This window comes from Ruegeria sp. (genome assembly GCF_965243365.1).
Classification (GTDB): Bacteria; Pseudomonadota; Alphaproteobacteria; order Rhodobacterales; family Rhodobacteraceae; genus Ruegeria.
Genome location: NZ_CBDEUW010000002.1, coordinates 77,674 through 95,247, shown reverse-complemented (window position 1 = coordinate 95,247; position 17,574 = coordinate 77,674). Strand labels below are relative to the sequence as shown.

17 protein-coding genes are annotated in these 17,574 nt (G+C 59.6%); 3 read left to right on the top strand and 14 right to left on the bottom strand.

The window, feature by feature from the left end; translation table 11 throughout:
* Positions 1–9: 9 nt before the first annotated feature.
* From ACP0GE_RS04210 to ACP0GE_RS04200, 3 genes are read left to right on the top strand one after another with little or no spacing between them, the layout of a single operon-like run.
* Entirely contained in the window at positions 10–1,086 is a 1,077-nt protein-coding gene (locus ACP0GE_RS04210) for a glycosyltransferase (protein ID WP_424830748.1), read from the top strand.
* Positions 1,083–3,146 (top strand): glycosyltransferase, encoded by a 2,064-nt coding sequence (locus ACP0GE_RS04205; protein WP_424830747.1) that lies wholly within the window; start codon positions 1,083–1,085, stop codon positions 3,144–3,146. The genes ACP0GE_RS04210 and ACP0GE_RS04205 overlap by 4 nt, the downstream gene beginning before the upstream one ends.
* Positions 3,143–3,574 (top strand): hypothetical protein, encoded by a 432-nt coding sequence (locus ACP0GE_RS04200; RefSeq protein ID WP_424830746.1) that lies wholly within the window; start codon positions 3,143–3,145, stop codon positions 3,572–3,574. The genes ACP0GE_RS04205 and ACP0GE_RS04200 overlap by 4 nt, the downstream gene beginning before the upstream one ends.
* 30 nt (positions 3,575–3,604) lie before the next feature.
* On the opposite strand, the gene ACP0GE_RS04195 is transcribed toward ACP0GE_RS04200, so the two are convergent.
* From ACP0GE_RS04195 to ACP0GE_RS04130, 14 genes are all read right to left on the bottom strand, one after another.
* Positions 3,605–4,507, bottom strand: coding sequence for an FAD:protein FMN transferase (locus tag ACP0GE_RS04195; RefSeq protein WP_424830745.1), 903 nt, complete (start codon positions 4,505–4,507; stop codon positions 3,605–3,607).
* Complete coding sequence (locus ACP0GE_RS04190; protein WP_424830744.1) at positions 4,504–5,019, bottom strand: nitrous oxide reductase accessory protein NosL; 516 nt, start codon at positions 5,017–5,019, stop codon at positions 4,504–4,506. Before ACP0GE_RS04190 ends, ACP0GE_RS04195 begins: the two co-directional genes overlap by 4 nt.
* On the bottom strand, positions 5,016–5,837 hold the full coding sequence (locus ACP0GE_RS04185) for an ABC transporter permease (RefSeq protein WP_424830743.1): 822 nt from the start codon (positions 5,835–5,837) through the stop codon (positions 5,016–5,018). Before ACP0GE_RS04185 ends, ACP0GE_RS04190 begins: the two co-directional genes overlap by 4 nt.
* Entirely contained in the window at positions 5,834–6,727 is an 894-nt protein-coding gene (locus ACP0GE_RS04180; protein WP_424830742.1) for an ABC transporter ATP-binding protein, read from the bottom strand. Before ACP0GE_RS04180 ends, ACP0GE_RS04185 begins: the two co-directional genes overlap by 4 nt.
* On the bottom strand, positions 6,717–7,973 hold the full coding sequence (locus ACP0GE_RS04175; protein WP_424830741.1) for a nitrous oxide reductase family maturation protein NosD: 1,257 nt from the start codon (positions 7,971–7,973) through the stop codon (positions 6,717–6,719). Before ACP0GE_RS04175 ends, ACP0GE_RS04180 begins: the two co-directional genes overlap by 11 nt.
* A gap of 1 nt (position 7,974) precedes the next feature.
* The gene (gene nosZ, locus ACP0GE_RS04170) at positions 7,975–9,882 is read right to left on the bottom strand and encodes a TAT-dependent nitrous-oxide reductase (RefSeq protein WP_424830740.1); all 1,908 of its coding nucleotides are present in this window, start codon (positions 9,880–9,882) and stop codon (positions 7,975–7,977) included.
* Positions 9,883–9,896: 14 nt separating this feature from the next.
* Complete coding sequence (locus ACP0GE_RS04165) at positions 9,897–12,020, bottom strand: 4Fe-4S binding protein (protein WP_424833806.1); 2,124 nt, start codon at positions 12,018–12,020, stop codon at positions 9,897–9,899.
* Between the two features lie 44 nt (positions 12,021–12,064).
* Complete coding sequence (locus ACP0GE_RS04160; RefSeq protein ID WP_424830739.1) at positions 12,065–12,529, bottom strand: DUF2946 family protein; 465 nt, start codon at positions 12,527–12,529, stop codon at positions 12,065–12,067.
* Positions 12,530–12,618: 89 nt separating this feature from the next.
* Positions 12,619–12,882: a hypothetical protein gene (locus tag ACP0GE_RS04155; protein ID WP_424830738.1), complete on the bottom strand. Its 264-nt coding sequence runs from the start codon at positions 12,880–12,882 to the stop codon at positions 12,619–12,621.
* A complete protein-coding gene (locus tag ACP0GE_RS04150; RefSeq protein WP_424833805.1) occupies positions 12,839–14,362 on the bottom strand; it encodes a cytochrome D1 domain-containing protein in 1,524 nt (507 codons plus the stop codon). The genes ACP0GE_RS04155 and ACP0GE_RS04150 overlap by 44 nt, the downstream gene beginning before the upstream one ends.
* A gap of 76 nt (positions 14,363–14,438) precedes the next feature.
* Positions 14,439–15,653 (bottom strand): heme d1 biosynthesis radical SAM protein NirJ, encoded by a 1,215-nt coding sequence (gene nirJ / locus ACP0GE_RS04145; RefSeq protein ID WP_424830737.1) that lies wholly within the window; start codon positions 15,651–15,653, stop codon positions 14,439–14,441.
* 4 nt (positions 15,654–15,657) lie between these two features.
* Positions 15,658–16,140, bottom strand: a complete 483-nt coding sequence (locus ACP0GE_RS04140) for an Lrp/AsnC family transcriptional regulator (RefSeq protein WP_424830736.1) — start codon at positions 16,138–16,140, stop codon at positions 15,658–15,660.
* Entirely contained in the window at positions 16,137–16,586 is a 450-nt protein-coding gene (locus tag ACP0GE_RS04135) for an Lrp/AsnC family transcriptional regulator (protein ID WP_424830735.1), read from the bottom strand. Before ACP0GE_RS04135 ends, ACP0GE_RS04140 begins: the two co-directional genes overlap by 4 nt.
* A complete protein-coding gene (locus ACP0GE_RS04130; RefSeq protein ID WP_424830734.1) occupies positions 16,583–17,572 on the bottom strand; it encodes an AsnC family transcriptional regulator in 990 nt (329 codons plus the stop codon). The genes ACP0GE_RS04135 and ACP0GE_RS04130 overlap by 4 nt, the downstream gene beginning before the upstream one ends.
* Positions 17,573–17,574: the final 2 nt, after the last annotated feature.

Here is a 17,574-nt window from a genome sequence, read left to right as displayed (position 1 = left end):
CTCGTGTCCATGCCTCAAGCCGTCCGAACTGCAGACAGCCCGAAGATTGCCTATGTCATCGAGCCACGCTTTTCAGGCGGAACATCTGCGGCGGTGGCGGCAGAATTGCGGGTGGCTGCCGGGCTTGGGCAAATAGCAGTGCACGCAGTGACGTCAAAGGCGTTTGGTAAGACCCAACATGTCTCCCCGGTGCTGCGGCAGGTTTTTGATGAGTTGCGGATTCCACTGATCTGGGACGCTCCGCGAATTGATGCGGATTTTGTCATCCTGCACAATCCGGCGTTTCTGAAATTTCAGGACACGTGGCACACGCAGATATTCACTCGCGATCTAATCGTGGTCACGCACGAGAATTTTCTTCGGCCCGGCGGAGAAGAAGGGTTTGATATTGCGACCTGTCTAAGGCTGATTGACGCCTCGACACTGGCGTTAAGGAAATCGCTTGCTCCGATTTCGCCTTACAACCGGAAAACAGTGGTAAATTGGGTGGCTCAATCTCGTTCGGCACGCCATTGGAGGGTTCTGGGTGCCGATTGGTTCAATATCTGCCACGCTGAAATAAGTGATCCATGTGAGATACCCAAGGACCGGCGCGGCAGACATTCGCGACCGGGATACGAGAAATTTCCACCCGTTACCGACATGGACAAGTGTTTTCCAAAACACGCCGACAACAATATTGTCCTCGGGGCTGACGCCTTGATTGAGGCCGGTCTTCAGCGCCCGCATTGGACGTTACTGCGATTTGATGCCATAACTGTCGGTGAGTTTTTTGATATGATTGACTTTTTTGTCTATTTTACGGCGCCGACCTGGCAAGAGAGTTTCGGGCGAGTGATTGCCGAAGCTTTGGAGGCCGGGAAGGTCGTATTGACGGATCCCGACACCGGGCGGACGTTTGGCGATGCTGTGATCTCGTGCCGCCCTTCGGACGCAGACAGTATCATTTCTGACATGGTTTCTGACCCTCAGAAGTATCACGCCCAAGTGGGGCAGGCGCAGTTGGCGCTCGAACGCTACTCTGCCCAGAATTTCAGGACAGTTATGGGTGATGTTCTGGCCGATGGTCGGGGAGGCACAGGATGATCTTTGTCGAAGCTGGCACCCGTTCCCTACGGTCATTTGATGCGCAACTGATCTTTGCTGGGCAGCTCGCCGCGCGCGGCCATACCGCCTGTATCGGGGCGGAGTATCTGCGCGAGGATGCCGGGCGAGGCCGGATTTACGAGGCGTCCAAGTTCCTGGTCGATCCTGATGAGCAACAGGCAGAAACAGTTTTTGTCCTTGGCGCAGAAGCCATCGATGATGAACTGCTGGCGTCCTTGCGGAAAAAACAGTTGAGCCCGGATGTTCCCGTGGTTGCAACCGGTCGGTTCGAGTCACAGCAAAGCTATGTCAGTGCCAAGGCCCGCCTTGCTTATGCGCTTGGACGCGAAGCATCGGTCATTGACCTTTCCGATTTCCAACCACGGCCCATTTTGTCTGCTGCCATCGCCCCCCTTGTGGCGGACATCCGACCGAATTCCAGACCGTTGCCTGAGAAGGCCAATGTGACTGTTGTCCTCGGCTCGATGGAATTGGACAATCCCGAGACGCTGTCTTGTTTTTCAAGGATGAGCAACCAGGGGGTCTACAATCTGAAGCTCATCGTAAGTGGCGCGCAGAAAGAAGCCATTAAGGCCTCTCACTTCACCGACTTGCCGACCCTTCTTTACACCGATCTGCCACCGCATGCCTTGGCACGTTCTACGGACGTCCTTGCCATATTTGGCCATGGGGTCGCTGGAATTCGTGTCGCCACACTTGCCGTTGAGGTCATTGCAGCGGGCAGGGTAGCGATTGATTGCACCGAGGACGAAGTGCTCATGTCGTCGGGCGCACCAGCCTTGCTTGGCCCTAAAACACCATTTGCCTTGGATGGCTATCTTACCGGAAAGATCTTGGGCAATATTCCGCAAATTGCCGAACAGGCGTCGAAGTCCCAGTGGCTGCACACGGTGGACATCTCGCGCCTCGAAACAGCAGCCGGGCTCAGGATAAAAAAGCGTCCGCGAAAGCGGTCGACGCCAAGAACTTTGTTTCTGCCTACAAATGGGGTGGGGCTGGGGCATGCGCAGCGATGCGCCGTAATTGCAAAATCGTTGCCGGGCGACGTGCGGCCCATGTTTGCGGCTTTCCCCAGCTGCGTCCCACTGGTCCGACGTGAGGGCATAGATTGCATTCCTCTGGTCGCGCGCAACGATGCGCATGACAGCAGCAACGATAATGACATTCTGACCTACCGCCGCCTTTCCGCGGCGCTGAAGGGCGGCGATAGTCTGGTGTTTGACGGCGGTTACGTCTTTGATTCCGTCTATCGCGTGATTCAAGAACGTGATTTGTCGGCGGTCTGGATAAGGCGCGGCTTATGGCCGGAAGGGCGATCAAGGCAAATCATGCTGCGCCGCGAAAGAGTATTTGACCGGGTCATCGTCCCGTCGGAAGCTTTTGATGAGCTTAATGACGCCTACAGCTATGGCGATCACGTGCACTATGTTGGGCCGGTATTTCGCGAGGTTTCCCAATCGAAAAACGAACGAAAACGCCTCAGGGCTGGGCTTGCAGAACGGTTTGGGCGGGACTTTAAAACGCTGGCCGTAAGCGTACTGGGCGGGGGTGTTGCGTCGGATCGGACTGCTCAGTTGCAAGCCATATCCGGTATGCTGGAAGAGCGGCCCGATTGCCTGCATCTGATTGTGACATGGCCTGGAAGCACGATTCATCCGGCGACATTCGGGTGGAAGAATACCAAAGTGGTCCGCACGCTTGAGGCAACATCCTTGTGTCTGGCCGCCGATCTGGTCCTTTCGGCAGCGGGGTATAACTCGGTTCTTGAAATCCTTTATCACAGGATACCCGCGATCCTGATCCCTCAGTCCGCCCCGTATTTGGACGATCAGGAACGCCGGGCCAAAGCCTTGGCGGATCGTGATCTGTGCGCGATGGTCACCGAACGGGAAATTTTGAAGCTTGAGGCGATGGTGACAGGGTTTCTGGACCGTGGCGAAGCCGATGTTTACCGAACTGCATTAAACAAGGTTGAGCTACCCGACCCGGGTGCGCCAAGTGCCGCCAAACTGATAGCGGAGGTCAGGCAATGCAAATGACGGATACAACCTGGTTTGACATTCTCAGCAGAACTTCATCCGGGCAACCGGTTTATTTGGATGATCTAATCCTGAAAAAGCGCAAGCTGCCCAAAAAGGGAAAGGTTGTTTTTCCGCGTATCGACCTGCCGCCGTCGGTCGCATTGTGGGAGCGTGGCGCAGAGGGACATACATATATCGGTGTTCGTATCTTTGAGCGTGTGGAGCGTGCGCACATTGTCGCCAGACATCTTGCCGCTATCGCTATCGAGCGCAGCGTATCCCCCATAGTTCTAAGTCGCGTTGATTTCTGTGGCCTCGAACAATTCGGTTTTCGCGTTGAGCGCGTGCCTGACGGGCCAAACGCCCAGATCGCTGAGGAGGAGCTTAGGAAGCTCTGGGATTTTGCAATCATCATAGATGGCAATGAAATTGGGGCCTTGCGTTAACGAACCCCACTCGTTTCAAGATGCATTGTTTCACAGGCGGGCTTCGATCCTCGCCTGTGGAAATTGGCGCAGCGCTGTTTGATGGCGCGCGGCGGGCAAGGCGCAAAGGGCCGTTGACAGGCCGTCTGCCAGTGCAGCGGATTGTGCGGATACGGACAAAAGGCGGTTTTGCAGAGCCAGGCCTTTTGGATGCAGAATATGCCCGTGTCGATCCGTTAACATCAGGTTTTGTGCGTCTGACGTTGCGATTGCCCGGTCCTGCAAGGTGATACGTTTCAGAACAGAACCGTCAGGTCCGGCCACTCCGACGCACCAGCGCTCCCCATCGGTGCGTTGGCCATTGGCAACGACCTCACCCATGTCGATCAGAACATTGCGCAAGCTGTGCGATTTCAGCAGGGCCGCGATGCGATCCGTTATCACCCCTTGGGCAATCCCATTCAGCGTCAGCGCGGAAAATCCGGGCTCGGGCAGGCGGATGATGTCAGTTCGAACCGTGACCTTTTCCCAGCCGATGCTGTTTCGCGCTGAGTGGATCGCTTTCTCATCTGCGCCGATCGCGAGCGCGCTCCAAAGGGGCTGTACACTCGGGTCAAAAGCGCCCTCGGTTGCGTGGTGTAGGGTCGAACAGAGGCCGAGCACGCTCAGAAGTTCCGGCGCTGGCGCATTAAGGCTGCCGTTTTTGTTTAAACGACTCAGCTCGGATGCGGGGCGATAGAGGTTGAAGATGTTTTCCAAACGGTTGAGTTCGGCCTCGACGGCCGCAAAAACTGGTGCGGCTTCCTGGTCGGTCAATCCTTCCAACCTTAAACGGGCTTCAGCCCCCAGCGCGACGCCCCGCCAATGGGCAGTTGGGGCCGCTATGCCTAGGCTAGGAAGCACCGAACAAGCGGCTGAGATCGTCAGGAAACGACGGCGGGACAGCTTGGTCATGCAGGTGTCTCCAGCAGTAGGTCCAGATCGACAGGGCCAAGGACCTCGGTGTCGGGGATGTCATTCAGGGGCAGGGGCGACCCGCCATATTGGTTGATGAAGGCGTTGGCATCTGCCGGGTCGGCAAACGGCACGACTTCACGCGCGCCCATGCCGCCTGCCACGTTTGCGCCAACGACAAATGTCGCGCTGTCTGCGGCAATCCAGTTCGATATCCCGGGTTGCCGCCAGTTGGGCGCAACGCCCATGTCGCTGACATAGATGGCGGTGATCTTGGCATCCCGTTCCGGGCTTTTCAGATAGGCCACCATGTCGCGCACCTGCGCGAAGAACAGCGGTGCCGGGTAGCCCTCCAGATGGATTTGCCCCTTGGGACCGCCATGTTCGGCAATGTTCATCTGGCAGAAATAGCTCAGCGCATCGGGCGTCAGATCGACAGGGGCAGGGGCTTCGGCGGCTTCTTCCTTGCAGGCCGCCAGTGCAACGAGGGTAATCAGGGCGAGGTGTTTCATGGTTCGACCCTCCGGAATGCAAGCCGGGCGAGGGCGAAGGCGATTACCGGCCAAAGCAACAAAGACACGGGCGCGGCCCAGACTGGCAGGGCCTGCGCGGCCCCTGTCATGCCGGATGCCATGGCAACGCCCTCGGTCGCGGCGATGTTCCACAAACGGAATGCGTCGGCCGGGTTGGCCACCATCACCCAGGGAAAGACGGATTGGGTGAAGGTACCGCCCTTGTCCATGACGACGGCCCCCAACAGGCCCAGATCATAGAGGACGACAAAAACCAGCCAGAGCCCGGCCGACAGACCTGCCGCCGCCGTGGCCCCCTTTGCCAGGGCAGACAGCAGGTAACCCAGCGCCAGAAACACGGCGCCCAGCAGGATGGATGTGAGGATGAGGCGGGCCAGAGCCATCAGGCTTTCAGAGCTTGCACCGCCAAAGAAGGCGGCCACTGCGCCTGCGGTACCGAAACCGACCGTCATAGCAAAGGCCAGAGCGGCCAGATGGGCGGTGAACTTGCCCAACAGGATCTCTCCGCGTCCCGTAGGGTAGGACAACAGCAGCGACAGGCTGCCCCGGTCCACGTCGCCCGCGATGGCGTCAAAGGCAATCATCAGCGCCAGCAGCGGCGCGAGATAGACCGACAGCGTGGTCATCGAAGCGACCGAAACGGTCAGCATATCAACGCCCAGTGTTCCGGTGGGCGCGCTGCCCGCGAAGGTCAGTGCCAGTGCGAACAGCACCATGATCAAAGTGGCAACCAGCAACCAGCGGTTGCGGCGCAGGATGAGCATTTCGGTGCGGGTGATGGCGAGGAAGCGGGTCATTGCATCTCCTCCTGTGCGTAGTGACGATAGAGGTCTTCCAGTTTGGGTGGGGTCATTTCCACATCCGCCACGGCATCGCCCAGTCCGGCGATCCGGCGCAGGGCCTCCATCTTGTCTTCGGGTGTGCAGAGCAATTCAACGGATGCCCCGTTGATCCGGTTGCCGCCCAGTTCTGCGGCCAGCGCATCGGCGTTGGCGCTGGCGCGTACTTTCAAGCGGATCGGTAGACCGGCCAGCGCCGACAGATTGTTCAGCGTGTCATCGGCCACCATCCGGCCCTTGCGCATGATGGCGATCCGGTCGGTGCGTGCCTCGACCTCGGTCAGCGCGTGTGAGGCAATCAGAACGGCTGTGCCTTGGGCAGCCAGTTCGTCGATGATGGCATAAAGATCTTGCCGAGAGATCGGGTCCAGCCCGCTTGTCGGCTCATCCAGCAAGGCCACTTTCGGTTGGCCCAACAGCACCTGCGCCAAACCCAGACGTTGCCGCATGCCTTTGGAGTAGGTTCCGATCCGACGGTCCAAAGCGTCGCTGAGACCAACGCGCTCCAACAGGCCGGGCACATCGGCTTTTGCGCCCGAAAGCTGCGCAAACAGGGTCAACTGCTCACGCCCAGTCAATGCAGGATGAAACGACACCGCCTCGGGCAGATAGGCCGTCTCGCGCCGCGCCTGGGCGCTGCCGGGGGTGGCGTCTCCGATCCGAATGGCTCCGCCTTGGATCGGTGTCAGGCCAAGGATGGATTTGATCAGCGTCGATTTGCCCGCGCCGTTGTGGCCCAGTAGCGCCACGCGCTGACCGGGGGCAAGGGACAGGGTGATGTCGTCAAGAACCCGGGTCTTGCCACGGTCCTTGCAGGCTTGGTCAATCGTCAGGGCCTTATCCGTCATGAGGCACCTTTTTCATTGCTGGGGGTTCAGGGGCTTGCATCAATGGGTTGCTGTCCATCACGCCACCCGGCAACAAAGCCGGGAAGGCTGATTGCGACCAGCGCACCAGCTGCACGGCGGGTGAGCCGAGCAGCAATTTGGCTGCGGGTTGGGTCCACAGCACATGATCCATCGAGTCGTTGGGGCGATAGGGGGCATCGGCAATGCCATTGCCATCCACATCAAAGGCGGCGAAATCGGACCAGTAATTGCCGCGCCCGTCTTCTGACCACTCGACCCATTTGGTCGAGACATATTTCACCTGCGTCCGGTTGCCGACAAAGGCGTTGCCGACGATCCGGTTGCGCTCGGAACCGGCGGTGAAGTGAATGCCGATCCCGCATCCCTGGAACCAGTTGTCGGTGAATTCGTTCTTGTTCGAGTTATAGAGGAAAGTGCATTTTTCCTTGGCACCTTTCACCACATTGCCGGTGATGGTGCTTTTGTTGGCGTAGTTCAGCATTACGCCATGTTCACGGTCGCCGATCGAGACATTGTTGGCCACGGTCACATTGGTCGTAAACATCACCGCATAGCCCAGATCGTTGCCGATTGAGACATTGTCGCTGACGACCGAGTTGTCGGCATACATGTAATGCACCGCAAAACGCAGGTCGCGAAACAGGTTGCCGGTGAAGGTGTTTTTCTTGGACGAGTTCACAAAGATCCCGTCGCGGCCATAGCGAATATCATTCGATTCAACCCGCGCACCCGGCGCGTTCCAGACATAGACACCATTGCCGCGCGCGTTCATGTGGCGGTCCTGCCGCCCCTCGATCCGGTTGCGGCGGACAATGCTGTCTTTCGCACCATGGATGTCGATGCCGTAGAGATTGCCCTGCAGCACATTGTCCTCGACCACCGGCGCATGGGCCGTCTTGGTCAGTTGGATACCGCTGTCGATCCCGTCATGGTCCGAGCCCGAGCCAATCACCGTCAGCCCGCGCACGGTCACGCCCGGCCCGGTTACGGTGATGACGCTGCCTTCGCCTTGTCCGTCAATGGTGGCCTGTCCCAGCCCATCAATCGTGATGGGCCGGTCCAGAACCAATGTTTCAGTGTAAACACCGGGGCGCAGGCGGAGGGTGTCCCCGTCCGCCGCCTGCGCCAGTATCTCGTTGATGGCCCCCGCCCGGTTGGGCACATCCCAATCCGCCGCCCAAAGGGGCGAGCCGAGCAGGAGCGGTATGAGCAGGGACCAACGCATTTTATGCACTCCGGGGTTCAACAAACATCCGGCCGCGCATTTCCATGTGCAGCGCGTGGCAGAACCACTGGCAATAATACCAGTGCACGCCCGGACGGTCGGCGATGAACGTAACCGAGGCGGTGGCCTGCGGCCCGATCTCCATCGCGATGCCAAAGTTCGACAGGCACAGCCCGTGGGTCACGTCGTCCACATCATCCAGATTGGTGACATAGATCGTAACCTCGTCGCCCTGCTTGACGGTGAACTTCTCCATGCTGAACACGGGCGCGACCGAAGTCATGTAGACGCGGACCTTGTTGCCGTCCCGGATCGGCTCTTCCGCGCCGTAATCCAGATCGACACCATCGGCCTCGGCCTGTTTGCGCGCATCTTCCCACATCGGGTCGTTGCGATCCCAGACATTGACCGGGTTCACCTTGGACCGGTGCACAAGGATCGAGTCATGCGGTTCTGCAAAGGTCGGGCCGTCATGGACCACCTTCATCTTGTCGCCCGAGATGTCGATCAGCTGCTCGTTTTCAGGCTTCAGCGGACCCACGTTCAGGAAGCGGTCTTTCGAGAATTTGTTCATCGAAATCAGCCACTTGCCATCGGCCTCAGCGGTCTCACCCATTGAGGTCGAGTTGTGGCCCGGTTGATACTGCACATCCACCTTGTCGAGGATCGGATCCACGTCCGCGCCACCATAGGCTTCGATGGCTTTGGCGATGTCCCATTTCACCACCTGACTGTCGAGGAACAGGGTGGTAAAGGCGTGGCCCTTGCCGTCGAACGCGGTGTGAAGCGGGCCGAGACCCAATTGCGGTTCCGCCACGATGGCCGAGCGCGGATCGGCATTGTCCGAGAACAGCGCGTCGACCTTCTCAACATCAATCACCGAAACGGTCGGCGACAGCTTGCCGTTGATCATGATGTGTTTCTTGTCAGGTGCGGCGTTCACACCGTGCGGCGAGTTCGGGATCGGGATATAGCGGGTCAGGTTGCCGCCGGCTTCCTTGCGGCCATCCACAACTTTGACGCCGTTCAGTTCCTGATAGTTCCCGGCAGCAACCGCCTCTTCGATGGCTTTCAGGTTGAACACGACCACGTGGTCCAGCTCATTCTCGGTCATCTCGGCCAGGTTCATGCCCATTTCCGAGTTGTACGAGGTCGAGAACGCGTATTTGCCCTGGTAGTCGCAGTCTGTGTTGTCGAGGTTGCCCGACACCATCACCTGCCACGCGATCTCCATCGTGTCGCCGTCGATGGCGGTGAAGATGTTCACGTATTGTGACGGATCGTCGAGGATCTGGCCGTCATTGACCAGCGGCGCTTCGTGCTCGCCATTGGCAAAGATATAGCCGGTGCGTGGGTATTTCTGCGGACGCAGACCGTGGATATCATGTGCGTTCGGGATCTCGATGATCTTGTCGCATTTCATCACGTCACAGCGTACACGGGCGACACGGGTGTTGGCCTTGTCGTTCATGAACAGATAGCGGCCGTCATAGGTGCCATCGGTGAAGGACATATGCGGGTGGTGCAGGTCGCCATTTTCATAGGTGACCTTGCCGTTGGCGGCCAGGTATTCCTTGGTCTCCGGCAGCAGGCCCTCGGTCAGGATTTTCAGCGACTCGTTGGTCTGACCCCAACCGGTGGCCGAGCAGCGGTTGAACACCGGAACGCGCATCAGCTCGCGCATCGAGGGCACGCCCAGGATACGCAGCTCACCGGTCTGGCCCGAGGACCAGAAGCCGTAATATTCGTCCAGCTCACCCGGTTCCAGATGCGCATTCGCAGCAGCGCTGGCCTCGCGCGCGGTCATCAGGGTTGAACCCAGACCGGTCCCGGCAATCACCGCGCCGGTGGCGGTTGCCCCCAGCATCCCGCGGCGTGTGATATTCAGTTTCTTATCGTGTTCCGACATGATCGTTCCTCCTTTTAGGAAACGGATTGCGGTTTGGCGTTCGGATGGTTCGCCGGTGGTTGTCCGAGGGGGGTCTTGAGGTTGACCGACCCTGTCTTGGCCCGCCGTTTCAGTTGGCGGATAACGACGGGACATTTGTCCTCGGACTGGTAGAGCACCTGACAATGCAGGCAGGTGACGCACTCGTTCGGATTGATCTCACCGGTGGGGTGGATCGCCTGAACGGGGCATTCATTGGCGCAGGTCTGACAGGGGGTGCCGCAATCCTTGTAGCGGCGCAGCCAGTCGAACATGCGGATACGGGCTGGGATCGCCAGCGCTCCGCCCAGCGGGCAGAGGTAGCGGCAGTAGAACCGTTCGATGAACAGCCCAACCCCAAGCAGGGCCAGCGCAAAGACCACGAAGGGCCAGTCGCGCATGAATTTCAGGATGATCGCGGTCTTGAACGGCTCGATCTCGGCGTATTTCTCGGCCAGCGGGATCGAAACGAAGCTGAGGCCGAAGAGACCAAGGAAGATCATGTATTTCGCAGGCCAGAGCCGTTCGTTCAGGCCCCAGGGCAGGGTCCATTGCGGGACTTTCAGTGCGCGCGCGATCTTGTTGGTCAGTTCCTGCAGGGCGCCGAACGGGCACAGCCAGCCGCAATAGGCCCCACGGCCCCAGAACAGCAGGGCGGCAGCTACGGCGAACCATTGGATGAAGACCAGCGGATCGAGCAGGAAGGCGTCCCAGCTGAACCCGGTGCGTAGACTGCCTGCCAGAGCCATCAGGTTCACCACGCTCAGCTGCGCATTGGCGTACCAGCCGATGAAGAACAGCGTCATGGTCAGGAAGCCGATGCGGAACCAGTAGAAAACACGCGCGTTCATGGTGGCGTGGAACTGGAAGAAGAACGTGGCCGTCAGCACCAGCAGCATGACGCCAAGGATCACGATCTCGACCACACGGTCTTTCCAGATGCGCTGCCATAGGGCGGCCTTGGCGGCGGCTTCGCTGGTGGCGTCATCCACGACCGTAGGGGCCGTAACGGGCAACAAGTAATGTTCCGGCAGTTTGTAACCCAGATCGAAGGTCAGAAAGGTTTTCTCAACCGCACCCACGGCGCGCTGCACCAACAGTTGCAGGCGGAACGGCTCTGCCGGATCGAACTCAGCATCGGCGGGGATTTTGAAGATATCCAGCTCGGTGAAACTCGGTGCATCCGGGGCCGCGACCTCACCCAGACGGCGTTGCTGACGGTCGAAAAAGCGGACCGAACTGTCGCCCTGGATCAGTTGGATGCGGTCGAAAATACCACCGCGCACATAGCCTGAGCCTTTGAAGCTGTAAGCCCCACGCCCCAGCACCAGAATGGCTTGCTCGCCTTCGTCCAACCAGTCCACAAGGTTCTGATACTCGGCCTCGCCCAGCAGCGATTTGCCGATCGACGGCACCGAGACCAGTGCCATATGCATGTCAATGAAGGTGTCGTCGGGTTCGCCCGGTTCAGGACGTTTGATGGCCCGCTGATCACCGGTGGCCTCGAAGGCTGCGTTGACTTGCCCGATATCCAGCGTCAGCCGCCGGACTGAGCCGTCGCCCGACAGGGTCGTCCAGTCGTAAACGGCATCCTGAGCCATATCGACTTCGCGCTTCGGCCCATCGGCCTGCACCGGAGACAATCCACCCAGACCCAGTGCGCGCGCCACCTTGATCCCGCCGCGCACAAGACTGTCGTCGATCACCATGATCGTGACCGTTGCACCGGAGATGATGTCGAGGTCATGCCCCTCACCACCGGTTTCGGCCTCAACCTTGAGGTCCAACCCTGCATAGCCTTCGGTCAGTTCGACCATGCGCGAATTGGGAATGCCAATCAGCACGATGGGTTCCGAATGTTTGACCAGTTGCACGCCGGTCAGAACCGCATTGTCATCAATGGCGGCAACCACATGGATGGGTTTGCCGGAATAGCCGGTTGTTCCCACGAAATCGGATGTCAGAAAAGCCCAGGCAATAGTCTCACCACCCTTCAGAACGGGTGCAACAGGTACGTCATCGCGGACCGGGCCAAAGGCGTCGGCACCGGGGGCCAGTTCGGCGGGCTCAATCTCGGGCAGGAAGCTGGCAAGGCTGTCCGCATGGGCGCCGAGCGCCATCAGGCAGGATAAGGCAAAGGCCAGCAGAATTTGGATTGCGCGACTTACGACCACGGCGCACCTCCGGTAGTTTGGATGGACGCCACGGACGCGCGCAGGGCGCGTTCAGTGAATTCTCGGGTTGCGTGCGGGGGGCCGCGGGTTTCCGGCCACAGCCGTTTCGAACTGTACTGAATGCACAAATCTCCGCGTTCAGAGGGTACATTTCGTACCTTTCCGACTTGAGCCAGCAACGGCACGTCGTGCAGTGGAGCCACGGTCGTCACCGCGCAAAGCGCACAGTCGGCGCAATTCGGGCAGGGCGCGGTTGGGTCTTTGGCCTCCTCCTCAGGATCCACCTCGACCCAGACCGCCCCCGCCTCCGAGCAGATCTCGATCCAAATACTGTCCCCGGAGCTCGCCAGCGCCGGGCCAAGCATTTGCAACAGCAATAGAAAGATGCCCGCCAATCCACACACCGCGCGGGACACGCGATCAAACAGCTTTTGCGCAGGGTGGAAGGCAGGCATTGAGAATCCAACTCGGCAGTCTTTCCCGAACGGTATTGGATTCTCTGAGACAGATACTTGACTTAGGTTAGGTGCCGGGAACTTTGCGCCTATCCATCGGCCTCATCCATCAATCCGCGCACCCAGCGCCCGACCATCCACGACGCAGGGATACCCAGCGGAATCGACCACAGGATCGCGGGAACCGGCTCAATCGCGCCGAACCCGGCGCTGTGCAGGATCAGACCCAACAAAAACAGGTTAATGGCCACGGCCAACATTGTGGCGGGGTAGAACAAAATGGCCAGTTTCCAAACCGGCCATTTGCCTTCAGTGGCTGGTGCCTTCCGAGAAGGTGATTTTGTTCCAGACATTGTACTTCCCAGACGGTTTGCGCATCGGCAGGCGGCGGACCTCTTCCAGCGTCTGCGCGTCATAGACGATCACCGCGCCGTCATCTTCCCAGATCGACACCAGCGCGTGACTTCCGTCCTTTGTGAACTCCACATGAGCCACGGTCTTACCCGGCGCAGGGCGCAAAGTCTTCACGATTTCAAGGCTTTGCTTGTCGATCACATGCATGGCGTCCTTGTTCGGCCCAAAGAACACATCGGCCCAGACATAGGGCGAATTCTCATGACTGCGCATGAAAAACCCGGGCCCTTCGGTCTTGATCCGCTTGACGGTTTCCCAGCTTTCCATGTCGATTACCGACACGGTGCCATCGGTCAGATGCGGCGTCGCCATCACGGTGGTATCGCCGTGCTGCCACGTGATACCCGAACCCAGATGCGGCATCCCCGGCAGGTCCAGATCGGCGACTTTGTGACCGATCACCAGATCGATCACCTGACCCCCCTTACCATCGCGGGACGCGCCCATGACGTATTCATAGCTTTGATCGAAAAAGAAATCGTCCAGATAGTCGGGCGTTGTGATCTTGCGCACCGGGAACGGATCGGGGTTCTTGAATTGGCCTTCAATGCGGAAATCATGACCCAACCCAGATTGCGGTGGGTTGGCCCCATAGAAGACCTCCCAGATCTCGGGCACATCTTTCAGCGCCAGAACAAAGCTTTCGCGCGGCGGGGCCTGATAGACGGCCGAAACGCGGCTGGGAACGCCCTTTTTGCTTTTGACCTCAATGACTTTCGCCACCGACAGGTCCTGGGTCGAAAGCAGGGTCAGCGAGTTCGGCAGGTAGTTCGCAACTGCGACCCACTTGCCATCGCCCGACATCGCGATGTTGCGGCTGTTCAGGCCTGCGCGCACGCGACCCACCTGCTTCAGAGCCCAGATGTCGTATTTCTGGACCCAACCATCGCGGGACATGATGAAAACATAGCGCCCGTCGGGGCTGAATTTCGGCCCTCCATGTACGGCAAAAGGCGTCTCGAACCGGTCCAGCACGTCGAACGTGTCGCCGTCCAGAACGCTGACATGATGATCGCCGGTTTCAACCGCCAGCGTGATGTTCATCGGGTCGCTGTCCCAGATGGGCGCATCCACCGGCACATAGTCTTCGTCCAGAGTACGGCTGGCCATGATATCGGCCTCACCCCATTCTGGATCGGCTTCCAGCGGAGATTTCAGCCAGCCCGCCAGCTCCTCGATCCGCAACGCGTCGAGCTCGTGCGAAAACGCGGGCATCTGCGTGGCGGCGCGACCCTCTGCGATCACCGCTGCAACGCGCGGGCCGCGCATCCGCTTCAATGTCTCGGGGATCAACGCTGGACCGGCCCCGCCCAAACGGTTCTCGCCATGGCACGAGGCGCAATGCTCGGCGTAATCAGACGGGGCATCGGCCCATGCGGCACCCACGCTCAGGATCGAGCACAAGGCCCCAATCTTCATCTTTTCCCAAATACTCCCGCCGGAGGCTCCCCGATTTTCCACCTTCACAACGGATGTATCAGGCAGGTTCGGGATCTCAAAAGAACTGATGCGCCGGATCATGGCTTTTCCCCCGGAACGGTGTCACCTGCAGCCGCTCACCTGCGTCCTGCACGCCGATTTCGTCGTTTGACAGATAGCAGGCCGGGTCTTCGGCCCACGGGTCTCCGGTGAGTTGCAGCGCGCGGATGCGGGTGTTGCCGCCACAAACGTCCTTTAACTGGCACGCATCGCACCGGCCCTTCAACGGGCGCGGACGGGTGCGTAGCATGGCAAGCATCTGGTCATCACCGGTCCAAAGCTCTGAGAACGGTTTGGTTTTCACATTGCCGACTGTGTAGTCGGACCAGTAAGTGTCAGGGTGCACCCGGCCAAGATTATCGATATTGGCCACGCCCAGGCCGCTGGAGTTGCCGCCCCACGCGGCCAGATGCTCGCGGACATGAGCGGCCTTGTCTTCGTCGAAATGCGCGCGGACCCAGTTCAGGAAATATCCTGCGTCGGCATCATTGTTCCCGGTCACGATGTCCAGCGGACGACCACCCGAGGCCGCCTCCCACGCGCGCTCCAGCAGCAGGTCCAGACCTTTGCGGGTACGCAAGTGCTCGGCATCCTCGCCCCGGTTTTTGTCGCCGCGCCCGGCATAGACGAGGTGGGACAGGTAGAACTTGTCGACGCCCTCATCATCGCACAGTTGCAACAGGTCGGGCAGATGGTGCTGGGTGCCTTCGGTCAGGCAGAACCGCAGACCAACCTTGATGCCGCGTTTCTTGCACTCGCGCACGCCGCGCAGGGCGTCGGCAAAGGCACCTTCGACGCCTCGGAACCAGTCATTTGTGGCGCCAATCCCGTCCAGAGAGATGCCGACATAGCTAAAACCCACATCCGCGATCATGTCGGCGCTTTCGTCGTAGATCCGCGTGCCATTGGTCGACAGCGCCAGCATCGGCACCAGATCGCGGGCACGTTTGGCGATGTCGAAGAAATCAAACCGGTCCAGCGGCTCCCCACCCGAGAGAATCAGGGCCGGGACGCGAAACTGGCCCAGATCCTCAAGGGTTACAATGGCTTGCTCATGGCTGAGCTCACCCGGGAACGCCACATCCGCCGAGACGGTATAGCAATGGCGGCATTTCAGATTGCAACGCCGCGTCAGGTTCCAGATCACCACAGGTTTCACCGGTCCGGGGCGGCGTTTGCGTACCGGGGTCGGTGTGACCAGTTGGTGCATGTATTCGGTCAGGCGGAACATTGTCTCAACCTTTCGCTTTCAGGCGCAGCCCGGTCTTTTTCAGGATGCGCGTGGAATAGAGGATATCTCTGGCCCGGCAGGCCGCGCCCAGTATCGCGGAGATCTCGGCACGCTTCTCCTCGACTTCGTCCCGGTCAGCGCCATGAACCATGGCGAACAGATTGTAAGGCCAGTCGGGCAAGGCGCGCGGGCGTTCGTAGCAATGGGTGACGAAGGGCAGGGCGCCAATCTGGCTTCCCAGTTCGGCAACGCGGCCATCTTCAACATCCCAGACGGTCATACCGTTTGAGGTCATGCCCAGCTTGTAGTGATTGGGCGCCGCCGCGATGCGCCGAATGACACCGCGCGACTTCATGTCGGCGAGGCGGAACATCAGGGTGTCTTCATCCAGACCCAGAATCTGGGCAACCTGCGCATACGGGGCGGGCACAAGCGGCAGGCCACCTTGAAGCACCTCGATAATCTCTCTGTCTTTCGCGTCGATCATGCCGCCACCCGGAAGCCGATGAAGAATTCCTGAAGTTTTGGGAATTGCAGGACCGTGATCCCGGTTTCCCGTTCGATCGCCTCAGCTGTGTTTGCGATCCCTTCCGGTGTTTCGGTGGCCAGAACGAACCACATATTCAGCCGATGCGTGCGTTCATAATTGTGGGCGACCTCTGGGTGTGCATTGACTTTGGTCAGGACGGCTTCGAAATCCTCGGGCGGGACGGCCATGGCGCACAGGCAAAAGGCCCCGCCCATGGCGGCGGCGTCGAAGAAGGGGCCGAAACGAGTAATCACGCGCGCGTCTTTCATGCGGGTCAGACGGTCCAGCAGATCGGCTTCTGCGATCTCCAATTCCTCGGCAATCACCGCATAGGGATGCGACGTCAACGGCAGGTCATCCTGCATCCGGTTCAGGATCGCACGGTCGGTGTCGTCAAGCGTCATGCGGCGGCCTCCTTTGGTTGGATCAGCGCACCGGTCTGTTTGAAGCAACGGGTCGAGAACAGCACTTTGTTTCGGGCACCCTCCAGTTCAGGGATCGCTTCGGCTTTGGTCAAAACTTCCATCGCTTCCGAGCGCGAACGCGCATGGATCATGGAATAAAGGCGATAGGGCCAAACATCTTCGACCGGATTGCGCTCATAGCAAAGCGTCACGCCGGGGTGGGCCGCAAGCGCGGGACCAGCGGCGCCGATCTGATGGGCAGGCATGTCCCAAACCACCATCGCATTCGCTGACCAACCCAATGCACGGTGGCGCACGATGACACCAAGGCGAGAGATGATCCCGGCCTGGTGTAAGGCTCTAATGCGCTCCATAAGGTCATCCGGGTCGCGGTTCAGGGATTGGGCAAGCTCAGCATAGGGTTCAGCGACCAGCGACAGTCCGGAACTGAGAGCCTGCAACAGGGGTCGATCACCTTCCCGCATGGCCGACCGATCCACCTTACGCGGTCCGGGAACGCTGCGGGCCGTTCCCGACATACGAAAACCCAGATCGATATTGAACGGGCGCACCAACCGTAGATCCAGAACCCGCAACCCCGTGCGATAGCTGATCCGCGCAAGGGTGTCGTTCACATGTTCGCGGTCCGGGCCGGTGGCCACGAACCACAGGTTCCAGTCATCCTCGCGCTGGTAATTGTGGTTCACGCCGGGTTCTGCATCGATCAGGGCCGCCACGTCTTCCAACTGTTCCGCGGGAGCGGCGACGGCGGCCAATGTGCTGGCTGTAACCGCGCCGGGTGTGATGGTCGCACCAACCCTAGTAATGCGCCCGGTTTTACGCATCCGCGCCAGACGGTCCAGCACTTCTGCCTCGTCCAGACCAAGGGCAGCGGCCAGAACCTGAAACGGGCGCTCGGTGATGGGAAAGTCGCGTTGGAAATCGTCCAGCAGACGGCGGTCAATCGGGTCGGTGATATGCTGCATTG